General features: G+C 65.7%; 23 protein-coding genes and 1 pseudogene. 15 read left to right on the forward strand and 9 right to left on the reverse strand.

Features of this window, described 5'->3' with window-relative positions:
• Nucleotides 1-31 precede the first annotated feature (31 nt).
• On the forward strand, nt 32-1,171 hold the full coding sequence (locus QCE48_RS27540; RefSeq protein WP_309781647.1) for an iron-containing alcohol dehydrogenase: 1,140 nt from the start codon (nt 32-34) through the stop codon (nt 1,169-1,171).
• A 124-nt stretch (nt 1,172-1,295) separates the two neighbouring features.
• Nucleotides 1,296-2,741 (forward strand): NAD-dependent succinate-semialdehyde dehydrogenase, encoded by a 1,446-nt coding sequence (locus QCE48_RS27545; protein ID WP_087628319.1) that lies wholly within the window; start codon nt 1,296-1,298, stop codon nt 2,739-2,741.
• Nucleotides 2,742-2,812: 71 nt separating this feature from the next.
• On the opposite strand, the gene QCE48_RS27550 is transcribed toward QCE48_RS27545, so the two are convergent.
• Nucleotides 2,813-3,034: a zinc ribbon domain-containing protein gene (locus QCE48_RS27550; protein WP_309781650.1), complete on the reverse strand. Its 222-nt coding sequence runs from the start codon at nt 3,032-3,034 to the stop codon at nt 2,813-2,815.
• A 171-nt stretch (nt 3,035-3,205) separates the two neighbouring features.
• On the opposite strand from QCE48_RS27550, the gene QCE48_RS27555 reads away from it, so the two are divergent.
• From QCE48_RS27555 to QCE48_RS27565, 3 genes are all read left to right on the forward strand, one after another.
• Nucleotides 3,206-4,693, forward strand: coding sequence for a SulP family inorganic anion transporter (locus QCE48_RS27555; protein WP_309781652.1), 1,488 nt, complete (start codon nt 3,206-3,208; stop codon nt 4,691-4,693).
• Between the two features lie 158 nt (nt 4,694-4,851).
• A complete protein-coding gene (locus tag QCE48_RS27560; protein ID WP_309781654.1) occupies nt 4,852-5,331 on the forward strand; it encodes a hypothetical protein in 480 nt (159 codons plus the stop codon).
• A gap of 19 nt (nt 5,332-5,350) precedes the next feature.
• Complete coding sequence (locus tag QCE48_RS27565) at nt 5,351-5,884, forward strand: hypothetical protein (RefSeq protein ID WP_309781656.1); 534 nt, start codon at nt 5,351-5,353, stop codon at nt 5,882-5,884.
• Nucleotides 5,885-6,059: 175 nt separating this feature from the next.
• On the opposite strand, the gene QCE48_RS27570 is transcribed toward QCE48_RS27565, so the two are convergent.
• Genes QCE48_RS27570 through QCE48_RS27580 form a run of 3 tightly spaced genes read right to left on the reverse strand, consistent with a single transcriptional unit; the run spans nt 6,060 to nt 9,046 of the window.
• Nucleotides 6,060-6,956, reverse strand: a complete 897-nt coding sequence (locus QCE48_RS27570; protein ID WP_309781657.1) for a tyrosine-protein phosphatase — start codon at nt 6,954-6,956, stop codon at nt 6,060-6,062.
• A 36-nt stretch (nt 6,957-6,992) separates the two neighbouring features.
• A complete protein-coding gene (locus tag QCE48_RS27575; RefSeq protein ID WP_404981851.1) occupies nt 6,993-8,312 on the reverse strand; it encodes an ATP-binding protein in 1,320 nt (439 codons plus the stop codon).
• Nucleotides 8,309-9,046 (reverse strand): response regulator, encoded by a 738-nt coding sequence (locus QCE48_RS27580; protein ID WP_309781659.1) that lies wholly within the window; start codon nt 9,044-9,046, stop codon nt 8,309-8,311. Before QCE48_RS27580 ends, QCE48_RS27575 begins: the two co-directional genes overlap by 4 nt.
• Nucleotides 9,047-9,315: 269 nt before the next feature.
• Between QCE48_RS27580 and QCE48_RS27585 the strand changes: the two genes are divergently transcribed.
• Entirely contained in the window at nt 9,316-10,053 is a 738-nt protein-coding gene (locus tag QCE48_RS27585; RefSeq protein ID WP_309781661.1) for a response regulator, read from the forward strand.
• A 20-nt stretch (nt 10,054-10,073) separates the two neighbouring features.
• On the opposite strand, the gene QCE48_RS27590 is transcribed toward QCE48_RS27585, so the two are convergent.
• The 5 genes from QCE48_RS27590 to QCE48_RS27610 form a co-directional block, all read right to left on the reverse strand.
• Nucleotides 10,074-10,745, reverse strand: a complete 672-nt coding sequence (locus QCE48_RS27590) for a flagellar basal body L-ring protein FlgH (protein WP_309783715.1) — start codon at nt 10,743-10,745, stop codon at nt 10,074-10,076.
• A 29-nt stretch (nt 10,746-10,774) separates the two neighbouring features.
• A complete protein-coding gene (locus QCE48_RS27595; RefSeq protein ID WP_309781663.1) occupies nt 10,775-11,407 on the reverse strand; it encodes a hypothetical protein in 633 nt (210 codons plus the stop codon).
• A 12-nt stretch (nt 11,408-11,419) separates the two neighbouring features.
• Nucleotides 11,420-11,605 carry a DUF6726 family protein gene (locus tag QCE48_RS27600; protein WP_116563485.1) on the reverse strand — a complete coding sequence of 62 codons (186 nt, stop codon included), beginning with the start codon at nt 11,603-11,605 and terminating at the stop codon, nt 11,420-11,422.
• Nucleotides 11,606-11,612: 7 nt separating this feature from the next.
• Nucleotides 11,613-11,789: a hypothetical protein gene (locus tag QCE48_RS27605; RefSeq protein ID WP_309781667.1), complete on the reverse strand. Its 177-nt coding sequence runs from the start codon at nt 11,787-11,789 to the stop codon at nt 11,613-11,615.
• Nucleotides 11,790-11,983: 194 nt separating this feature from the next.
• On the reverse strand, nt 11,984-12,646 hold the full coding sequence (locus QCE48_RS27610) for a response regulator transcription factor (RefSeq protein WP_309783716.1): 663 nt from the start codon (nt 12,644-12,646) through the stop codon (nt 11,984-11,986).
• 538 nt (nt 12,647-13,184) lie between these two features.
• On the opposite strand from QCE48_RS27610, the gene QCE48_RS27615 reads away from it, so the two are divergent.
• The 9 genes and pseudogenes from QCE48_RS27615 to cas2e all read left to right on the forward strand — a co-directional run bounded on the left by QCE48_RS27615 (nt 13,185) and on the right by cas2e (nt 19,926).
• Nucleotides 13,185-13,679 (forward strand): CBS domain-containing protein, encoded by a 495-nt coding sequence (locus tag QCE48_RS27615; protein ID WP_309781669.1) that lies wholly within the window; start codon nt 13,185-13,187, stop codon nt 13,677-13,679.
• Nucleotides 13,680-13,884: 205 nt separating this feature from the next.
• Nucleotides 13,885-14,283, forward strand: a complete 399-nt coding sequence (phaP, locus tag QCE48_RS27620; protein ID WP_087628302.1) for a TIGR01841 family phasin — start codon at nt 13,885-13,887, stop codon at nt 14,281-14,283.
• Nucleotides 14,284-14,393: 110 nt separating this feature from the next.
• A complete protein-coding gene (locus QCE48_RS27625; RefSeq protein WP_309781673.1) occupies nt 14,394-16,124 on the forward strand; it encodes a class I poly(R)-hydroxyalkanoic acid synthase in 1,731 nt (576 codons plus the stop codon).
• Nucleotides 16,125-16,126: 2 nt separating this feature from the next.
• Nucleotides 16,127-16,951, forward strand: a complete 825-nt coding sequence (locus QCE48_RS27630; RefSeq protein WP_309781675.1) for an amidohydrolase family protein — start codon at nt 16,127-16,129, stop codon at nt 16,949-16,951.
• Between the two features lie 470 nt (nt 16,952-17,421).
• Nucleotides 17,422-18,048 (forward strand): annotated as a pseudogene (locus QCE48_RS31980) (CRISPR-associated endonuclease Cas3''); the annotation flags it as partial.
• A 307-nt stretch (nt 18,049-18,355) separates the two neighbouring features.
• A complete protein-coding gene (gene cas6e, locus QCE48_RS27635; RefSeq protein ID WP_309783718.1) occupies nt 18,356-18,823 on the forward strand; it encodes a type I-E CRISPR-associated protein Cas6/Cse3/CasE in 468 nt (155 codons plus the stop codon).
• Between the two features lie 143 nt (nt 18,824-18,966).
• Nucleotides 18,967-19,494, forward strand: coding sequence for a hypothetical protein (locus QCE48_RS27640; protein WP_309781677.1), 528 nt, complete (start codon nt 18,967-18,969; stop codon nt 19,492-19,494).
• The gene (locus tag QCE48_RS27645) at nt 19,470-19,655 is read left to right on the forward strand and encodes a hypothetical protein (RefSeq protein ID WP_309781679.1); all 186 of its coding nucleotides are present in this window, start codon (nt 19,470-19,472) and stop codon (nt 19,653-19,655) included. Before QCE48_RS27640 ends, QCE48_RS27645 begins: the two co-directional genes overlap by 25 nt.
• A complete protein-coding gene (cas2e, locus tag QCE48_RS27650) occupies nt 19,627-19,926 on the forward strand; it encodes a type I-E CRISPR-associated endoribonuclease Cas2e (RefSeq protein ID WP_309781681.1) in 300 nt (99 codons plus the stop codon). The genes QCE48_RS27645 and cas2e overlap by 29 nt, the downstream gene beginning before the upstream one ends.
• Nucleotides 19,927-20,041 lie beyond the last annotated feature (115 nt).

Raw genomic sequence — 20,041 nt, forward strand, 5'->3', positions numbered from 1 at the left:
TCCCGCTCGTATAACTTCGCGTCAGCCATCCATGTCCCTCATCAACTACATCACCCAGATCCAGTTCGACTGCGGCGCGATCCGCCTGCTTGCCGGCGAATGCGAGCGCATCGGCATTCGTCGTCCGCTCATCGTGACGGACGCGGGCATTCGTGCCGCCGGCATTCTCGATACCGTGCTCGCCGCACTCCCGGACGCGACGCCCGTAGCGGTATTCGACCGCACGCCGCCGAATCCGAACGAATCCGCCGTGCGCGATGCCGTCGCGGCGTACCGCGCGGGTGATTGCGACGGCGTGATCGCGGTCGGCGGCGGCTCGTCGATCGATCTGGCGAAGGGCGTCGCCGTTTGCGCGACGCACGAAGGCCCGCTGCAAAGTTTCGCGCTGATCGAAGGCGGCGCGGCGCGCATCACGTCGGCGACCGCGCCCGTCATCGCGATCCCGACGACGGCCGGAACCGGCAGCGAAGTCGGCCGCGGCGCGATCCTGATTCTCGACGACGGCCGCAAGGTCGGCGTGATCTCGCCCCATGTCGTGCCGAAGGTGGCGATCTGCGATCCGGACCTGACGGCAGGCCTGCCGCCGATGCTCACGGCCGCCACCGGCATGGACGCGATCGCGCATTGCCTCGAAACCTTCATGGCGCCTGCGTTCAATCCGCCCGCCGACGGCATCGCGCTCGATGGCCTCTGGCGCGCGTGGCGTCACATCGAGCGGGCAACGCGCGATGGCAGCGACCGCGTAGCGCGACTGAACATGATGAGCGCGTCGATGCAGGGCGCGCTGGCGTTCCAGAAGGGGCTCGGTTGCGTGCACAGCCTGAGCCATTCGCTCGGTGGCATCGATCCGCGCCTGCATCACGGCACGCTCAACGCGATCTTTCTGCCCGCCGTGATCGCGTTCAACAGCGCGGCTTCGTCGATGAAGGAAGAGGGCAAGCTCGAACGCATTGCGCAGGCCATGAGTCTGACAAGCGGCGAGGAAGTCGGCCCGGCGATCCGCGCGATGACCGCGAAGCTCGGACTGCCGGCCGGGCTCGCCGAACTGGGCGTGACGCGCGAGATGTTCCCGCGCATCGTCGCGGGCGCGCTGAAGGACCACAGCCACAAGACCAATCCGCGCGAAGCTTCGCCCGACGACTATCTGACGATGCTCGACGCCTCCATGTGATCCGCATGGCGATCCTGAGCATTTCTGCTTAATCGGATAAGATCGATGGTGGTCCCGCATCACCGGCCGCCGCGTCCCGATTGCATCCGATGAGCGGCGACCCTTCAACCGTAAGGAACACGACATGGCTACTTCAGGCTACACAGACACCCGGCTCCTCATCAACAACGAATGGTGCGACGCCCTGAGCGGCAAGACGCTCGACGTCGTCAATCCGGCGACCGGCAAGCCCATCGGCAAGGTCGCGCACGCCGGCATCCCCGATCTGGACCGCGCGCTCGAAGCCGCGCAGAAGGGCTTCGAGGCATGGCGCAAGGTGCCGGCCAACGAGCGCGCCACGACGATGCGCAAAGCCGCTTCCCTCGTGCGCGAGCGCGCCGCCGACATCGCGCGCCTGATGACGCAGGAGCAGGGCAAGCCGTTCCCGGAAGCGCGCGTCGAAGTGCTCGCGGCCGCGGACATCATCGAATGGTTCGCGGACGAAGGGCGCCGCGTCTATGGCCGGATCGTGCCGTCGCGCAACCTGTCCGCGCAGCAGCTCGTCATCAAGGAACCGATCGGGCCGGTCGCCGCGTTCACGCCGTGGAATTTCCCGGTCAACCAGGTCGTGCGCAAGCTGAGCGCGGCGCTCGCGAGCGGCTGCTCGTTCCTCGTGAAGGCGCCCGAAGAAACGCCGGCGTCGCCCGCCGGCCTCCTGCAGGCATTCGTCGATGCGGGCGTGCCGGCCGGCACGGTCGGCCTCGTGTTCGGCGACCCCGCCGAGATCTCCGGCTACCTGATTCCGCATCCGGTCATCCGCAAGGTGACGTTCACCGGCTCGACGCCCGTCGGCAAGCAGCTTGCCGCGCTCGCGGGTTCGCACATGAAGCGCGCGACGATGGAACTGGGCGGCCACGCGCCGGTGATCGTCGCGGAGGACGCGGATGTCGCGCTGGCCGTCAAGGCTTCCGGCGGCGCGAAGTTCCGCAACGCGGGGCAGGTCTGCATTTCGCCGACGCGCTTTCTCGTGCATAACAGCATCCGCGAGGAATTCGTGCAGGCGCTCGTGAAGCACGCGGAAAGCCTGAAGCTCGGCGACGGTCTCGCGGAAGGCACGACGCTCGGGCCGCTCGCGAACGCGCGCCGTCTCACGGCAATGGACAAGGTGCTCGAAAACGCGCGCGCAACGGGCGCGACGGTCGCAACGGGCGGCGAGCGCGTGGGGTCGGAAGGCAACTTCTTTGCGCCGACGGTGCTGACCAACGTGTCGCTGGACGCCGACGTGTTCAACAACGAGCCGTTCGGTCCGGTGGCGGCCGTGCGCGGCTTCGACACGCTGGAAGAGGCAATCGGCGAAGCGAATCGTCTGCCGTATGGCTTGGCGGGCTATGCGTTCACGAAGTCGTTCAAGAACGTGCATCTGCTGTCGCAGCAGCTGGAAGTCGGCATGCTGTGGATCAACCAGCCCGCCACGCCTTCGCCGGAAATGCCGTTCGGCGGCGTCAAGGATTCCGGATACGGGTCCGAGGGCGGACCCGAAGCGATGGAAGCGTATCTCGTCACCAAGGCCGTTTCGGTGATGGCGGTTTAAGGCGCGTTTCGCTTCGGCCTTGAATCAATGCGGGGACCCGGCCTCACGGCGGGTCCCCGTTGCATTTGGCTTCATCCGCAGCACGAACACCCGCCGCGATGACGCATTCCGTAGCTGCCCGCCGAGTCGTCCTGCATGCGTGACGAGTCGCCTCCGAGCGTCGGCGCGCCGATCACGACGCGCGTCGCGGCCGTTCCGCATCGTGGGCAAAGAGCGGGATCGTCGCGTTCGGCAATGCGGCGGACCACTTCGAAAGCGCCGCAGTCGGCGCACGCGTAATCGTAGACTGGCATGGCGTTGGAGCTTGAAGGACAACCGGATACCCCATGATACGCGCCGCGCCGGCCATCGCGCCGTCAGCGCGCAATGACGGGCTAATGTAAAATCCTTGCCTCCGCAGTCGATTCATCGCGACGCCAGCCCATCGCGTTCCCCGCTTCGCCCCAACAGTTCCCGGACATCTCATGGAAGTTCTCACCGCCGAAACCAGCCGGTTTGCGGACATGCGCAGCAATGTGCTCGCGGGCCTCACGTCCGCATTCGCGCTCGTTCCCGAGTGCATCGCGTTCGCGCTCGTCGCGCAACTGAACCCGCTGATGGGCCTCTACGGCGCGTTCTTCATCTGCACGATCGCGGCGCTCTTCGGCGGTCGTCCGGGCATGATTTCGGGCGCGGCCGGGTCGATGGCGGTGGTCATCGTCGCGCTGGTCGTACAGCACGGCGTGCAATATCTGCTCGCGACCGTCCTCCTCGGCGGCGCGCTGATGATCCTGTTCGGGCTGCTGCGGCTCGGCAAGCTGATCCGCATGGTGCCGCATCCCGTGATGCTCGGCTTCGTGAACGGCCTCGCGATCATCATCGCGATGGCGCAGCTCGAACACTTCAAGGAGACGACGCCCGCCGGCGTCGCCTGGCTTCACGGCGACGCGCTCTGGCTGATGTGCGGCCTAGTCGCGCTGACGATGTGCATCGTCTACCTGCTGCCGCGCCTGACGAAGGCGGTGCCGCCTGCGCTCGTCGCGATCGTGGGTGTCGGCGTGTTCGCACAACTCCTGCACCTGCCGGCGCGAACACTCGGCGACATGGCGCACATCGCGGGCGGCCTGCCGACCTTCGCGATCCCGAGCGTGCCGTTCAACTTCGAGACGCTCTCCATCGTGTTCCCCTACGCGGTGCTGATGTCGGTCGTCGGGCTGCTCGAAACGTTGCTCACGCTCAACCTCACCGACGAACTGACCGAAACGCGCGGCCAGCCGAACCGCGAATGCATCGCGCTCGGCGCGGCCAATGTGGTGTCGGGCCTGTTCGGTGCGATGGGCGGCTGCGCGATGATCGGCCAGACGATGATCAACCTGAGTTCCGGCGGACGTTCGCGCCTGTCGGGCGTGACGAGCGGCGTGATGATCCTGCTCTTCATCCTGTTCTTCTCGCCGCTGATCGAGCGCATTCCGCTCGCCGCGCTCGTCGGCGTGATGTTCGTCGTGGCGCAGCAGACGTTCGCGTGGGGTTCGTTGCGCGTGTTGAACAAGGTGCCGCGCAACGACGCGCTCGTGATCGTCGCGGTCACGACGATCACCGTGTTCACCGACCTGGCGATCGCCGTCCTCTGCGGCGTCGTGATTGCGGCGCTGAACTTCGCGTGGCAGCACGCGGGCGACATCCGCAGCGACAGGAAAGACGAGGCGGGCGCGCGAACCTACGTCCCGCACGGCACGCTCTTTTTTGCATCGAGCGCGCATTTCCAGGGCTTGTTCGATCCGCTGAACGATCCGCAACACGTGACGATCGATTGCAGTCATCTGCGTTTCGCCGATCATTCCGCCATCGCGGCGGTCGAGGCCATCAACGAGCGTTACGAAAAGGCCGGCAAACAGTTGACGCTCACGAACCTGTCCGCGCGCTGCCAGCGGATGCTGCAACGCGCCCGCGTGGGCCTCGCGCTCGATTGCTGAGCGAAACTTGCTGCAATAGCCGATAACACCTCGAAAGGACTTCGCGAAGACGAACGTTGCTTGCCGCTTTGCGCGGTGCAAGGTTGCCCGAACATGACGATGCGCGATCAATCGATTGCGCCATGTGAACCAACCCTCGATAAACGCACCGTCAAGCCATGCAAGCACGTCTTCGTATCCGTTCCTGTTCCTCCGCGCTCAAGAGCGCGCTCGCCGCGTCCTCCGTCGCGTTCCTGGCATTCGCCACGCCGACGCATGCCTTCGCCGAAGATCTTCCCGACGTCTGCTCCGCGCTCAAGGCGATCGTCGCGGCGAAGTCCTTCAGCACACTCGATGCCGCGCATCCGCCGATGCCCGCTGGCGCGCCCGGACAAGGCACCTGCCGCGCGAGCGCTCATGCATACGATTGCCGCTGGCAGGCGCACTGGGGCGCGGACGGCGTCGTCGCCGATCCGCTGCAGGAACTCGGTGCGGATATCGCCGCGTGCTTTCCCGACGTGAGGCACGACGTCAACACCGCGACGCGCCAGCATTTCGTGATTCGCGCGAACGAAGGCGGCGTCCGCGCCGTGCGTCCCGTCGCGCTGACGGCGACCATCGACGGCCCGAACGTGCTTCGCCTTCGCGTCGTGCGCTGAAGCGCCCGCGATGCGTGCGATGAATCGTGCGAAGTTCGCGGCGGCGTGCGTGTCGGTCGTGGGCGCGAACCTGCTCTCGGGCTGCGCGTGGACGCTCATCTCCGCCGCCGACGCCGCCGGCTCGCTTGTGCAGGCGGGCTTCACGGTGGCATCGAACTATTCGTCGCCGTCGTTCGTCACGGGCACGCCTGCGACGCTGCGCTCGGTCTGCATCGAACTGAACCAGACGGTCAACGCGAGCGACTTCGTGCCGACCCTGCAACTCGCGTTGCAGCGGCGCGGCGTGAACTCGATGGTCTACAACCCTGGCACGTCACCGCCCGGCTGCGAAGCGATGCTCGTGTACGCCGCGACCACCGACTGGGACCGCCGCGCGTTCAGCGACGAACCGACCTCCTATCTCGCCGCCATCGACCTCACGCTCGTGAAGCAAGGCCAGATTCTGGTGACGGCGCGCTACGAGACGCGCGGACTGAACGTCGACCGCTTCGCGAGCGCGCGCCAGAAGCTCGCTGCGCTCGTCGACAAGATGGTGGTCGCGCGGGCGGATTAATCGACGGCGCACTCGCCGGCTATCCCTGCTTCCTTCCCGAGCCTTACTTCGGCCAATGTCGGCGTGCAGACGCTGCTATCTTCGCCTCGTAGTTGCTTCAATATCGATCCCTCTTCGGTCCGCCCGGGTCTTCCCGGGACGGACCGTCTTTTTATCCGCGCGGCGCTTCTTGCCTTCAGAGCACGAGTCTCGCGCGCAGCATTTCGATGTCCGCCCGCGCGACGCCCAGGCCCTTCACAAGATAGTCGGTCAACGTGCCGAAGCGCTGCTGCATCTGGTCGAACGCAGCTTCGAGCGTCGTGCTTTGCGAGCGAAAGAGCGGCGCGACGTTGGCCGCGACCGTGCCCGTGCGCGCCGCATGCGCATCGATGCGCGACTGGATCGCCGAGGCCGCGACGCTATTGGTCAGCAGATAGTCCTGCACGATCACATCCAGCGGCACGCCCGCGATCGCGAGCAGCAGCGCGGCGGCCCAACCGGTGCGGTCCTTGCCGGCCGCGCCGTGAACGATCTGCGGTCCTGCCGTGTTCGCGAGGCGCGTGAAGACGACGCCGAGCCGCGCGCGCGCCGTCGCATCGAGTACGAGAGAACGCTGCGCCTCGGCGATCCACGCGCTCGCGGCGGCTGCGCTGGCGGGCGCGGCGGAGGCGAAGTCGAACGGCGCGATCTCGGCGAGATCGCGCGTGGCGCCGGCCGGCACGCGGTCCGGTGCGAGCGATGCCTCGTCGAGCGTGCGCAGGTCGTGAACCGCCTGGATCTGCAGGCGGTTCAGCGTGGCGGCGTCGTTGTCGTCGGGCGCGAGGGCGCCCGAGCGATAGAACACACCGCGTCGCAGGCGACGGCCATCGGCGGTCGGATAGCCGTTTGCATCGCCGGCTATGTCGCGGAAGTTTTCGACCGAAACGAGGCGCGGCGTGTCGACGGCCTGCGTGTTGTCGTTCGCGCCGCCGCAAGCCGCGAGCAAGCTCGTGCCGAAGCCGCCGGCCGCGGCGGATGCGAGCGCCGAACGGGCGCCGCCGCGCAGGAACGCGCGGCGCGAAAGCGGGGCGTCGCGCAGAAAAAGTGGGTGCATGTCGTCGTCGATGGTGTGATCGGTCGGGCAATCGCTTCAGGCGATTTCGGCTACGCGTGATTCATGGCGCGCGGCGGCGGGCATCGCGATGCGCACGAGCAGCCCGCCGCCCGTCGCGTTGCGCACTTCGCAGCGTCCGCCGTGCTCGCCCGCGAGCCGCCCGACGATGGCGAGGCCGAGCCCGCAATGGCCGTCGCCGCTGCGCGCGGGATCGAGCCGCACGAACGGCTTGAGCGCTTCCTCGATGCGGTCCGCGGGAATGCCCGGACCGTGATCGCGCACTTCGACGATCCACTCGCCCGCCTGCCGCGCGGTGCGGATCTCGACCGGCGGCTCGCCGTGTTCGAGCGCGTTGTCGACGAGATTCGTCATCAGCCGGTCGATGAACGTGCGCGGCAGGCGAAACGCGTCGCCCGCTTCGAGCGACAGCGCGAAGAGCGGCGCGTCGCTGTCCTCCGGTAAGGAGAACTGCTCGGCGAGAAACGCATCGACGCCGACTTCCGGCCCGTGCGAGGGCGAGCGCGCCGCGAACTCCAGAAATTGCTGGACGATGCGCGTGAGCGAATCGATGTCGCGCATGAAGTGACTGCGCTCGGCGTCGTCGTCGACGAGCATGCTCGTGCGCAGCTTGAGCCGGGTGAGCGGCGCTTTCAGGTCGTGCGCGATGCCCGCGAGCATCACGGCCTTGTCGTCATCGGACTCGCTGATCGTGCGCATCATCTGGTTGAAGGCGCCGATCAGATCGCGCAATTCACGCGGCCCGTTCTCGCCGACCGGCACCGGCCGCTCGCCCGCGCCGAAGCGGCGGGCCGCGTGCGCGACGCGCGAGAGCGGGCGCTGCAACTGCCACGTCGCGAAGAGCGAGAGGACCACGGCGCCGATGAGCATCGCGATCGATTCCATCATGAAGGGCGGCGCGGGCGGCAGGTCGATCGGCGTGACGATCCAGTTGCTGCTCGTCGGATAGCGCACCCAGAGGCGCGGCTCGCGCTCCTCATTGCCGTCGACCGCGAGTTGCGTGCCCGGCGGCAGGTCGCCCGCGAGCTGACGCGCAAGCGGCGCGAGCGGCGTCTTCGCGGGATCGCGCAACGCGACCGATGCGGGCATGTTCCACACCGGCACGAGATGGACGCGCATCGCGCGCGCGAGGCGTCCGCCGAGCGTCGCGTCGCTGTTGGCCGCTTCGATCACGAGCAGCAGACCGCGCGCGTAGCCGTCGGCATCGTGCAGCGGACGCTCGATCGCCAGGAGCGTGAACCAGCCCGCCTGCACCACGACGAGCACGGTCACGGAGATCAGCGCCATGCGCCCGAACAGCGAATTGAACGGGCGGCACAGAGACGTTCGCAGGGTCATCGGTCGGGCGCGTCCGTGCCGGGGAAGGCGGCGCCGTCGGCGTCCGGGACGAACACGTAGCCCTGGCCGCGCACCGTCTGAATGTGGCGCGGGTTCGACGGATCGTCCTCGACGATACGGCGCAGGCGCCAGATAGGCACGTCCAGCCCGCGATCGCGGAACGCGAGATCGTCGCTGTGTACCAGATCGTGAATCAGCACGCGCGAGAGCACCTTGTACGGGTGCCTGATGAACACCTTCAGCAACGCGAACTCGCTGTCGCGCAAGGGCATGCGCTCGTCGCCCGACATCAGCGAGCGCGTCACGAAGTCGACTTCGAAGCGGCCGAAGCGCTCGCGCGCGCGCGGCTCCGGCTTGCTCGCCACGGGCGCGCGGCGGCGCAGCACCGTTTCGATGCGCGCGAGCAGCTCGCGCGGGTCGAAGGGCTTCGCGAGATAGTCGTCGGCGCCGGCTTCGAGGCCGCTCACCTTGTCGGTCACGCTGCCGCACGCGGTGACGAGGATCACAGGGATGTCGTCGCCGGCGGCGCGCAACTGACGCAGCGTCTGCAATCCGTCCGTGCCCGGCATCATGATGTCGAGCACGACGATGGACGGCCGCTCGAGTTCGAGCCGCCGGCGCAGGCCGCCGCCGTCGTGCAGCACCGACACGTCGAAGCCGCGCGTTCTCAGAAATCGGCACAGCAGGTCGCGCACCGTGGGGTCGTCGTCGACGATCAGAACCGATGTAGTCATCCCGAAATTTTATTACCGCATCTCGAAATTAATGACATCTCGCGGCCGCGAACGCATTACGGAATCTTACGCAGTCTTGTGGAAAGCGTTTGCGCGCTTCGTCCCGCGGCGAAAATAGCGCTTGTTTCATGCGGTAAAAACTACGGTCGGCCCAAGTGGCACGGGTTCGGGCGGGTGCGTGCGGATACGTCAGGCGAGACAGGCGCAGTAAGAATCGGAAAGCGATTCGGTATCGCGGAAAGATCGCGATGCGTCTTAAAATGAATCGCATGACTCAACAAGTACTGATCGTCGATGACGACCCCGTGGTGCGCGACCTCGTTCGCGAATATCTGCAATCGCATGGCTTCGCGGTCTCCGTGCTGCATGATGGCGCGAGCCTCAAGCGCCGTATCGAAGCCGAGCGGCCCTCCATTGTCGTGCTGGACGTGATGATGCCCGAGCGCGACGGCATCAGCGCGTTGCGCGAATTGCGCGACAGCGGCGAGGACATCCCCGTGATTTTTCTGACTGCGCGCGCCGATGTGGTTGATCGCGTGATCGGCCTGGAACTCGGCGCCGACGACTATCTCGCGAAGCCGTTCGATCCGCGCGAACTGGTGGCGCGGATCCGCTCGGTGATGCGGCGCCGTCATGCGGCCGTGCCGGGCGCGCCGGAGAATCGTCCGCCGTATCGTTTCGGACCGTTCGAAGTGGACTTTGCCGCGCGCGAATTGCGGCGCGCAGGCGAGCGCGTGCCGCTGCGTTCCGGCGAGTTTGCGACGCTCAAGATCTTCGTGAAGAACGCGATGATGGTGCTCACGCGCTCGCAACTGAACGAGAAGCTGCGCGGACAGGCGGGGTCGTATCGCGACCGGAGTCTCGACGTGTCGATCTGGCGGCTGCGGCGGCTGCTCGAAACCGATCCTTCGGAACCGCGCTATGTGCAGACCGTGTGGGGGCAGGGGTATATCTTCGTGCCGCACGGTGAGACGGGGGCCGCCGAGCGCGTTCGCGGGCACGCGTAGGCTTCCCGACGCGCCCGCCCCTAAAAAGTCAGCACACTCAAGAAGAGCCGCTGCAACCAGCCCATCGTAGTGGAGTCGGCGAGCATGCCGACCCCCGCCTGCTCGATGCGCGCATTGGCAACCTTATTCGACGGCACGTAGTTGCCCGCCTCGATGTCCTTCGGGTTCACGATGCCTGAGAGCCGCAGACGGTCGTTGTTGCCGCTCATCGCGATGACCTTGTCGCCGGCGACGATCAGGTTGCCGCTCGGCAGCGTGCCGATCACCGACACCGCGAGCGTTCCGTTCATCGCGCTCACGTTCTTCGTGTTGCCTTCGCCCTTGAACGTCGTGTTCGCCGAGCCGATGTTGAACAGGCGCGCGAGCCGCGCGGCCGCGCCGGTCGACTTGTCGGCGGCTTCCGCGCTGATGCTGCTCGCGCGGCTCGCGGCGGCATCGGCGGAACTGCTGCCCTCGTAGTTCTCTGAGAGCCGGATGGTCAGCACGTCGCCGACGCGCTGCGCACGCGGCGTCTCATAGAGCGAGAGCGAACTGCTCGCCTGGAAGATCGCGCCCTGCGTGTTGACGTTGACCGGCTGCGCGACCGCCGGCGCGAACGTCGGCATCTCGACGATCGAGCGTGGCGGCGAAGACGTACAGGCGCTTGCCGCAAGGGAGGCACAAAGAACAAGGATTCGGTTGCGTCGGATCATGTCGGTGAGGAGGAAGGTCGGTCGCGAGGTCATGGCGCACTCAGCGATGCAGTGGCGGAGCGCCATCGGTTCATCACGTCGCGCAGGTACGCTTCGTGATCCTTCAGGCGATAGATCACGCGGCCCGTCGCGGCGACACCGTTCGTTTCCAGCGTGATCGAACTGGAGGCGTTTTCCCACACGCGCTTCGATGCGCCGTACTCGCGCTCGACGCGGCTCGCGCCGTACTTCGACGTGAGCGCATCGGTGAGATCGGCAAACACGGCGGCATCGACGACGAACGACATGCGATAAAGCCGCGGCGACGCTTCGCCCGGCAACGCGAGAAAGCGCAGGACGTGATCGCGCGCGGGCGTGCCGTCGACCACCGCTTGCGACGCATGCCAGCCATCGTCGGCGCGATGCGCCCACTTGCACGCGATCGACAGGCTCTCGGCATTGCGCAGGTTCATGCCGAGCGCGGCGGCTTCGGGATCGGTCTCGCAGATCGCGATGCTGCCAGCGGGCGTCGCGCGCGCGGCCTCGTGGCGGCGGAACGCGTCGAGGGTGATGCCAAGCGGCAGGCCGCGAAATTCGAATGGCTTCTGCGCTTCGGCCACCGACGGCATCAGCGCGCAGGCCGCGAACGCGCAGGCGGCGAGCGTCGTATTGAAGGCAAGCATGGGTTCACGCGCTCAGTCGATGGCGTTCGCGCAGACGTCGAACGGCGACGCCGCCGCGTGGCCGACCACGGGCACGATCTTCAGCGTCGCGGAAGTCAGGCGGCACGGAAGCGCGGCGAGCGCGCAGCCGTCGAGCATCAGCGTGCAGGCGATCAGCGCGCCGCCGAATGCGGCGCGAAAGGCGTATCGGGCGAGCATCGGCGGATCAGGCGGTCGTGTCGATGGTCGTGCCGAGATGCGAAGGCAGCGAGCGAGTGGGTGTCGCCGGGGTCGTCGTCGATTTGGTCGATGCCGCGCTGGACGTGCCGGTGTTGCGCTGAAGCGGCAGGGTGCGCGCGGGCGATTGCGGGGCGTGATTGCCGATCGGGTTGCTGACGGTCATGGCCTGTTCCGTGAAGAGTGATTGTCTGGATCGAAGCGCCGGGTGGCTCGTCGATGCATGAATCTTCACGTAGGGACCGTCTCCCCGATGAAGCGAGAAACGCGCGGTTTCCGGGGGTTCTTACTCGCCGTTACCGCGTGTGAGGGATGGTGAAAGAGACGCGGTGAAAGGACGCGGTGAAAAAGACGCGCGCCTCATCCTTCCTTCGACACCATCCAGCCCACGCCGCGCACGTTCCTGATGGCGTCGCTGCCGAGCTTCTTGCGCAGCGAATAGATGATGAATTCGACCGCGTTACTTTCCACTTCCTCGTTCCAGCCGTAGATGCGGTCTTCGAGTTCGGCGCGTGAGAGGATCGCGCCGGGCCGGATCATGAGCGCCTGCAAGAGCGAGAACTCGCGGCCGGAAAGGCGCGTCGCCTGGCCGTTGACGATCGCCTCGCGCGTCGCCGGATCGAGCGAGAGCGTGCCGTTCGTCATGACGGGCGCCGCCAGCCCGCCGCGTCGCCGCATCACCGCGCGCATGCGGGCGAGCAGCTCGGTCATTTCGAACGGCTTGAGCACGTAATCGTCGGCGCCGCCGTCGAGGCCGCGCACGCGGTCTTCCACCGTATCGCGCGCCGTGATGACGACGAGCGGCACCGGATTCATCGACGCGCGCACCGTCTGCAACACCTCGAGACCGTCGCGCTTCGGCAAGCCGAGGTCGAGCAGCACGACGTCGTACACCTGCGTCTCGATGCTCGCGAGCGCGGTCTGTCCGTCGCACACCCAGTCGACGGCGTAGCTCGCGTCCCTTAGCACGCTCGCCACGGCCTCACCGATCATCAGGTCGTCCTCGACCAGCAATACCCTCATCGCGCTGCTCCGCTTGTTCATGATCGCCACGCCCGAGCATAGCCTACGGGTTGCGGGCGAGTCGAAAGGCTGTCTCGCCCGTAGTTGAGGAACGCTTAAGCGCACAAACACACTCGGGAAAGGTCCTGCGCAAGCAAAAAAAGCCCGGCTTTCGCCGGGCTGAAGAGGACGGTCACGATTCCGAGGCCGCGGCCGTCCGCGTGGGTGTATGGCTTCGAAGCGCGTGGTCGTTGATACGCAGCGCCTCCGCAAATTCCACTTTGTCCGGCCAGACTTAGAACAGACTTAGGCCGCACGTCGGTTGAACCACCTGGCGGAAAGTCGCTACCCTTTGGCGGTTATCCTCCCTTGCTGTGGTTGCACGGCTTGCAGAGCGCGCCGGCGGCCGGTTCATGAGGCTTCCTCGGATGGAAAGTCGTGCACCGATGGTCTAATGTCGATGCATGGCCGCCCGCATCGCCATTCCTTCGACGATAAGCGCAGTCCCGCGCGCGAGCGGGCCACGCGGGGCGTTTGCGCGCCCGGAGGAACCGGCATCATGAAGCAGACTGTTACGAGCCCCGAGCAATTGCTGCGCTACAAGACGCTTCGTGAACTGCTGGCGGGCAAGCCGCCCGGCGCGTACACGGTGGCACCGGACGCGTCCGTGCTGTCCGCCCTGCAGACGATGGCGGATAAGGATGTCGGCGCGCTCGTCGTGCTGGACGGGCGGCGGCTCGTCGGCGTGATCTCCGAGCGCGACTACGCGCGCAAGATCGTGCTGACCGGCAAGACGTCGAAAGAGACGCCGGTCGCCGACGTGATGTCCGCCGAGGTCCATTTCGTCAGCCCCGAGCACACGGTTCCGCAATGCATGGAACTGATGACCGGCAAGCGCATCCGGCATCTGCCGGTGGTGGCGGACGGCGAGGTGATCGGGATGCTTTCCATCGGCGACCTGCTGAAGGAAATGCTCGCGCATCACGAGCAATTGCTCAGGCGCATGGCGATCGAACAGACCATTCTGCTCACCGCCGACCCCAGCAGCTACTGAACAACCGTGCGCGGCCATTGCCGCGGGCAAGCGGAAAAAACGCCGCACCGTGCCGACCATGCTTCGCGCGGCCGGGGTAAAGTGTTGGCGCGGCACCGCATTCGTGACGCGGCCCCGCGACGCCCGGCGAGCGGCATGAGTGTTGCTCGAATGCATCATCCCACGCGAATCGCTCGCGGCCCACGCGAGAACCCAGGAGACAGTCATGGCTGAGCAAACGAATCCCTTTGGCGATCTGACCAAGATGCTCGAACAGTTCAAGGTGCCGGGCGTCGACATGTCCGCGCTGATGGAGTCGCGCAAGAAAGACATCGAGGCGATCGTCGAGGCGAACAAATCCGCTTATGACTCGATGCAGGCGGTGGCCCGCAAGCAGACCGAGATGCTGACCCGCGCGATGCAGGACATCCAGGCAGCCGCGACCGCCGGCGCCGATCCGACCAAACACACCGAAGTGGCGCGCAACGCGTGTGTCAAGGCGCTCGAAGATATCAAGGATCTCGCCGAGATCGCGCGCAAATCGCAGACCGATGCGATGACGAGCATCACGCAGCGCGCCAACGAGCACATGGAAGAGATCAAGAAGATGCTGCAGCGCAAATAGCGCGGGCCCACGCCGGCGTCGCGCTGAAGGCGATCCGGCGCCGGTGCGAAGCGCGTCGCGCGAGGCGGCGCGCAGGAGGCCTTTTGACTCTGCAACCCCAAGGAGAAAGCATGACCGCGCCGTTCAACATGCCGGACGAGTTCGTCCGGGGTTTCTTCAAATCGGGGCAGACGCTGTTGCAAGCCTATACGGGCGCAGCCGGAGAAACCGGCGTTCAGCCGGCGGCTGCTCCCAAGATGCCCGCGCTCGCGCTGGCCCAGGCGCAGGCGCATTACTGGCAGCAGCAGATGGCGCTTTATATGGGCATGATGGCGAGCGCCACCGGACAGGCCACCGAGCCCGCCGTGCAGCCCGAGCGCGGCGACCGCCGCTTTTCCGCCGACATGTGGCGCGACAACCCGTGGTACAGCCTGCTCAAGCAGACCTATCTGCTTAATTCGAAGCTCATCAACGACATGGTCGAGGCGTCGGGCGTCGGCGCGAAGGAGAAGCACAAGCTGCGCTTCTACGCGCGCCAGTTCATCGATGCCATGAGCCCCGCTAACTTCGCCGCCACCAATCCCGAGGCGATGAAGACCGCGCTCGAAACGCATGGCGAAAGCATGCGCGCGGGCTTCGCGAACCTGCTGGAAGACTTGAAGCGCGGGCGCATTTCCATCACCGATGAAAAGGCCTTCGAAGTGGGCCGCAACGTGGCGGTGTCCAAGGGCTCGGTCGTCTTCGAAAACGATCTGTTCCAGCTGATCCAGTACTCGCCGCTCACGGACAAGGTCGCCGAGCGGCCGCTCGTGATCGTGCCGCCGTGCATCAACAAGTTCTATATCCTCGATTTGCAGCCGGAGAACTCGTTCGTGCGCTTCGCGTGTGAGCAGGGCAATACCGTGTTCCTCGTCTCGTGGCGCAATCCCGATGCGAGCCTCGGCCATATCACGTGGGACGACTACGTCGAGCAGGGCGCGCTCAAGGCACTCGAAGTGGGCCGCGCGGTCAGCGGCGCCGACAAGGTGAACGCGGTGGGCTGGTGTGTCGGCGGGACGATTCTGTCGTCGGCGCTCGCGGTGCTGCGTGCGCGCGGCGACGACACCGTGGCGAGCCTCACGCTTCTCACGACGATGCTCGATTTCAGCGATCCGGGCGACCTCGGCGTGTTCATCGACGAGCAAGGCGTTTCGCAACGCGAGCAGAGCATCGGAAAGGGCGGCATCTATGCGGGCAGCGAACTTGGCTTCGTGTTCCAGACGCTGCGCGCCAACGACCTGATCTGGCCGTATGTCGTGAACAATTATCTGAAGGGCGGCGCGCCGCAGGCGTTCGACCTGCTCTACTGGAACGCCGACGGCACCAATCTTCCTGGACCGATGTACGCCTGGTATCTGCGCAACATGTACCTCGAAAACAACTTGTGCAAGGCGGGACGGCTCACGATGTGCGGCACGCCGGTGGACCTTTCGCGCATCGACATGCCGAGCTATATCTTCGGCACGCAGGAGGATCACATCGTGCCGTGGAAGGGCGCCTATCGTTCGACGCAACTTGTCGGCGGCGAGACGCAGTTCGTGCTCGGCGCAAGCGGGCATATCGCGGGCGTGATCAATCCGGCATCGAAGAACAAGCGCTCCTACTGGACCGACGGCAAGCTCGACGACGATCCGGAAGCGTGGCTTGCGTCGGCGACGTCGCAGCCGGGCAGTTGGTGGACGCACTGGAGCACCTGGTTGCAGTCGCATGCCGGCAAGCAGGTCGCCGCGCCGAAGAAGCTCGGCAACGCGAAGTTCAAGCCGATCGAGCCCGCGCCGGGGCGCTACGTGGCGAAGCATCCGCCGGAGGTGATGGGCGCGTGAGCATGGCTATCCGCGAAGAAGACAAGATCGATTGCCACAACCATATCTTCGATCCGGCGCGCTTTCCCTATTGTGACGACACGGTCTACCGGCCTTCGGGCCAGGAGATCGGCACGGCCAGCCAGTTCCTGCGCGTGATGGACGCTCACGGCGTGCGTCACGCGCTACTCGTCGGACCGACAAGCGGCTATCGCACGGACAACCGCTGCATGCTCGATGCGATCGTGCAGGGAGCGGGGCGGTTCAAGGGGATCGCGGTGGTCGATAACGATATCGGCCGAAGCGAACTTCAAGCGCTGAAGGCGGCGGGTGTGGTCGGCGTCGCGTTCAATCCGGCGATGGAAGGCGCGTCGGTTTTCAACGATGCCGGCGCGCTGCTCCACCTGCTCGCCGACCTCGACATGTTCGCGCAGATTCAGGTCGTCGGCGATCAGTTGGTGGCGTTGCTGCCGATGATCGAACGCACGCGGATGCGGGTTTTGATCGACCATTGCGGGCGGCCGGAAGTCGAGCACGGCTTAAATCAACCGGGGTTTCAGGCGCTGCTGCGTCTCGCGGATAGCGGGCGCGTGACGGTCAAGCTGTCGGGATGGCAGAAGTTCTCGAAGCAGGATCATCCCTACGAAGACGCGCAGCCTTACGCGAGGGAACTGCTGCGCGCGTTCGGGCCGGATGCGTGCGTGTGGGGATCGGACTGGCCGTTTCTGCGCGCGACGTCGCGGCTGGATTATGGGCCGCTGGTTGAAGTGTTCGCGCAGATCGTTCCCGATGCGGGGGAGCGGCGGCGTGTGTGGTGGGAGACGCCGCGGAGGTTGTTCGGCTATTGATCACTTGCCTTACGGCAAGCCGCTTTCGCGAGCTTATTTGCAGGTCCGTGTAGTCATTCCTTGCTGGACCGATCAGAAGCGTCCTTGCTGAGCCATCGGACATCTGGAGTCTTTGGAATCGTCCGAACTCAATCTGCAGGGTTGTTTTTATCGACGAGATACTCGGCCTCCCTCTCGCTGTGATTGCACAGGGCATGAACGAATTGGTAAGAATTGATGGCGCAAATAAATTAGGAATCGAAACGAAAATGTTGATCGTGGTTAACTACATGCGTTGTCTAACCTGTCCCTGGCTTCCATAGGAATTAGACTGACTCAACGTGAAGAGGAACCGGCCGTCGCTCCATGCGCGACAGCAGCCGCGCAAACCCTGAGCATCGGCGTTCCATTGCGGCGGACAATGTGCCACCGGTCTGGTACTAGCATAATAATAAGTATGACGAAGGATAAGGTTTTACCCGTGGGGCAAACTGCGTCGCGATTCGCAAGGGGGGATTCGGATACATCCCTTGTGCGACCACATGCTCGACGTTGCGTGGTGCTTTCGTCGGATCGTCGAATGTGATCGGGTGAACGGCGCACTGCGGGCCACCGCAGGTCGCGCATTGAGCCCGCGGGATCTGGACCGACTCGCAGTCTTCGCCTATCTGCATGATCTTGGCAAAGCGAACGCGGGTTTTCAGGGTAAGTATTGGAGCGCCGGCGAGGTGCCTCCGGGCTGGCCTGCATCGCATGGTCACGGTGTCGAGGCGTTGCTGACGTTTGAAAACGGTGTGCTTTCTGATCTTTCGTTTGACGAAATAGCGGCGCAGTGGGGCGCGGATGCGGGGTGGGCACTCGTGCGAGCGAGCCTCAGCCATCATGGCGGGCCGCTTCCCGAACCCGTCAATCTTGATTCACGTATCTGGCAACCCGTGCGCGCCTCAACGGCTGGACCTTCGTATGACCCCGCGCACACTCTCCGGCAAATTGGTGAGCAGGTACAAGAGGTGTTCCGCCAGGCGTTCGAACCTGGCGGCGCGCAATTGCCCGATGCGCCGGCATTCGTTCACTTGTTTGCGGGGCTCGTGCAACTCGCAGACTGGCTCGGTTCCGACGAGCGCTTTTTTCCCTATTCCGAGGCAGGCGAGCATCGGCCGAGCACGGCTCCCGACATGGCGCGCAAGGCAGTGGATGCGATCGGCTTGGACGTGCACAGGCTTCGCGGACAGCTTCGAGCCGAAGCGCCTTCGTTTGCGAGCGCATTCGGCATGTCCGAGCCGCGCCCGGTCCGGCGCGCGCTCGGCGACACGGAGCTTGGGCCATTGCTGATTCTGGAATCGGAGACCGGCAGCGGGAAGACCGAGGCGGCGCTGTGGGGTCGCCGGTGCGCTCGGACTGGACGAGGGACCGGCGCGGACCGGGCTGAGCGCGCGTCCCTTTCCGCAAGACTGGCGAGAGCGCCAGACGCTTGGCTTCAGCGTGCGCGTGCGTCCCGTTCGACGCAGCATCCTCGACGGTCGCGAGCGGGACGTTTTTCTCGCCGAGGCCGAAAGGGCGGACAGGACGGGCGCGCATACCAACGTGATCCGCGAAGCTGTGTACCGCCAGTGGCTCGAGCAGCAATTCGGCGCGCACGGCGCGGCTCGCGTCGTCGATGCGCGGATGACCGCGTTTCAGCTCGCCGAGTTGACACTGCGCACGCAGGTCACGGAACAGTCGACGGCAGGACGCACGAAGCGCTCCGTCTGCGGTCCCGATGCGACGTTCGAGGGGGATGTGCAAATCGGAGACCCGCGGGCGTTCGCGGATCTCGTCGCGCGCGGGGTCGGGCGGCATCGGGCGTTTGGTTTCGGCATGCTGCTGCTCAAACCGGCGTCCGCTTCGAGGTAGCCGGGTGCTGAAAGGCCGACTCGGGCTGGAAACGGCGCGCATTCTTCACGCCGACCGTCACGGGCTCGTGTGGCTCGAGCGCGGAGCGTTGTGCGTGGTCGACGGGTGTCTGCATTTTGATCCTGCTTGGACCTGGCAGCAGCGTGACGCACGACGCGCTGCGTTTGCTCGCGCGTCACGGCACCTTGCTCGCGGCAGTCGGCACCGATGGCGTGCGCAGCTACACTGCGCCGCCGCTGCTGCCGGACCGATCAGACGTGGCGCGCGGTCAAGCCGAACTTTTGGGGAGTCCGCGACGGCGCATCAGCGTCGCGCGGCACATGTATGCGCTGCGGCTGGGCGAAGTGTTGCCGCATCGCGATCTGGATACGCTGCGCGGCATCGAAGGTGCCCGCGTCAAGGCGATCTACAAACTGAGGGCGCAGGAGTTCGGCATCGCGTGGGAGGGACGCAGGTACGATCGCTTCAATCCCGACGCCACCGACCTGACCAATCAGGCGATCAATCATGCTGCGACTGCGGTGCAGGCTGCGGCCGCCATCGCGGTGCAACGCTCGCGGCGGTGCCGCAGCTTGGATTTATCCACGAGGATTCCGGACAGGCTTTCGTACTGGATGTGGCGGACCTGTTTCGCGATGACATCACGTTGTCCATCGCCTTCGCGGCAGTGAAAGCTGCGGCCGGCAGCGACCAGACGATCGACCGGCTCGTGCGTCGGGAGGCGTCGCGCGTGTTCCGCAAGCGCAGCGTGATTCCGTCGATGATCGACAGGATCAAGCTGATGTTGCGACTGGGGGAAGACGATGGCGCTCGTGGTGATAGTGACGCGTGACGTCGCGGATCGTTTCCGCGGATTTATCGCTTCGGTCATGCTGGAGGTGGCGCCGGGCGTGTATGTTTCGCCGCGCATGAGCAAGGGCGTGCGCGAGAGGACGTGGTCGGTGCTGGCGGATTGGCATGGGCGCGAACCGCGCGGCAGTGTCGTGATGATCTGGCGTGATCTCGATGCGACCGGCGGCGTCGGGCTGATGCATTTGGGTACGCCGCCGCGCGAGCTCGTCGAGGCGGACGGGATGTTGATTACCCGACGTCGTGGCGGGTGACGCGGGCTGGTGAGCCGTGCGGCGGGCTCTTTGAAAATTTGGAGTGGGGAAGGGCGAATTCTTTGGTGGATCAAGGGGTTATGTGGGAGAGGTTCCTCCGCGTGCGCGGAGATGG

Source organism: Caballeronia sp. LZ024, from assembly GCF_031451455.1.
GTDB classification, from domain to species: domain Bacteria; phylum Pseudomonadota; class Gammaproteobacteria; order Burkholderiales; family Burkholderiaceae; genus Caballeronia; species Caballeronia telluris.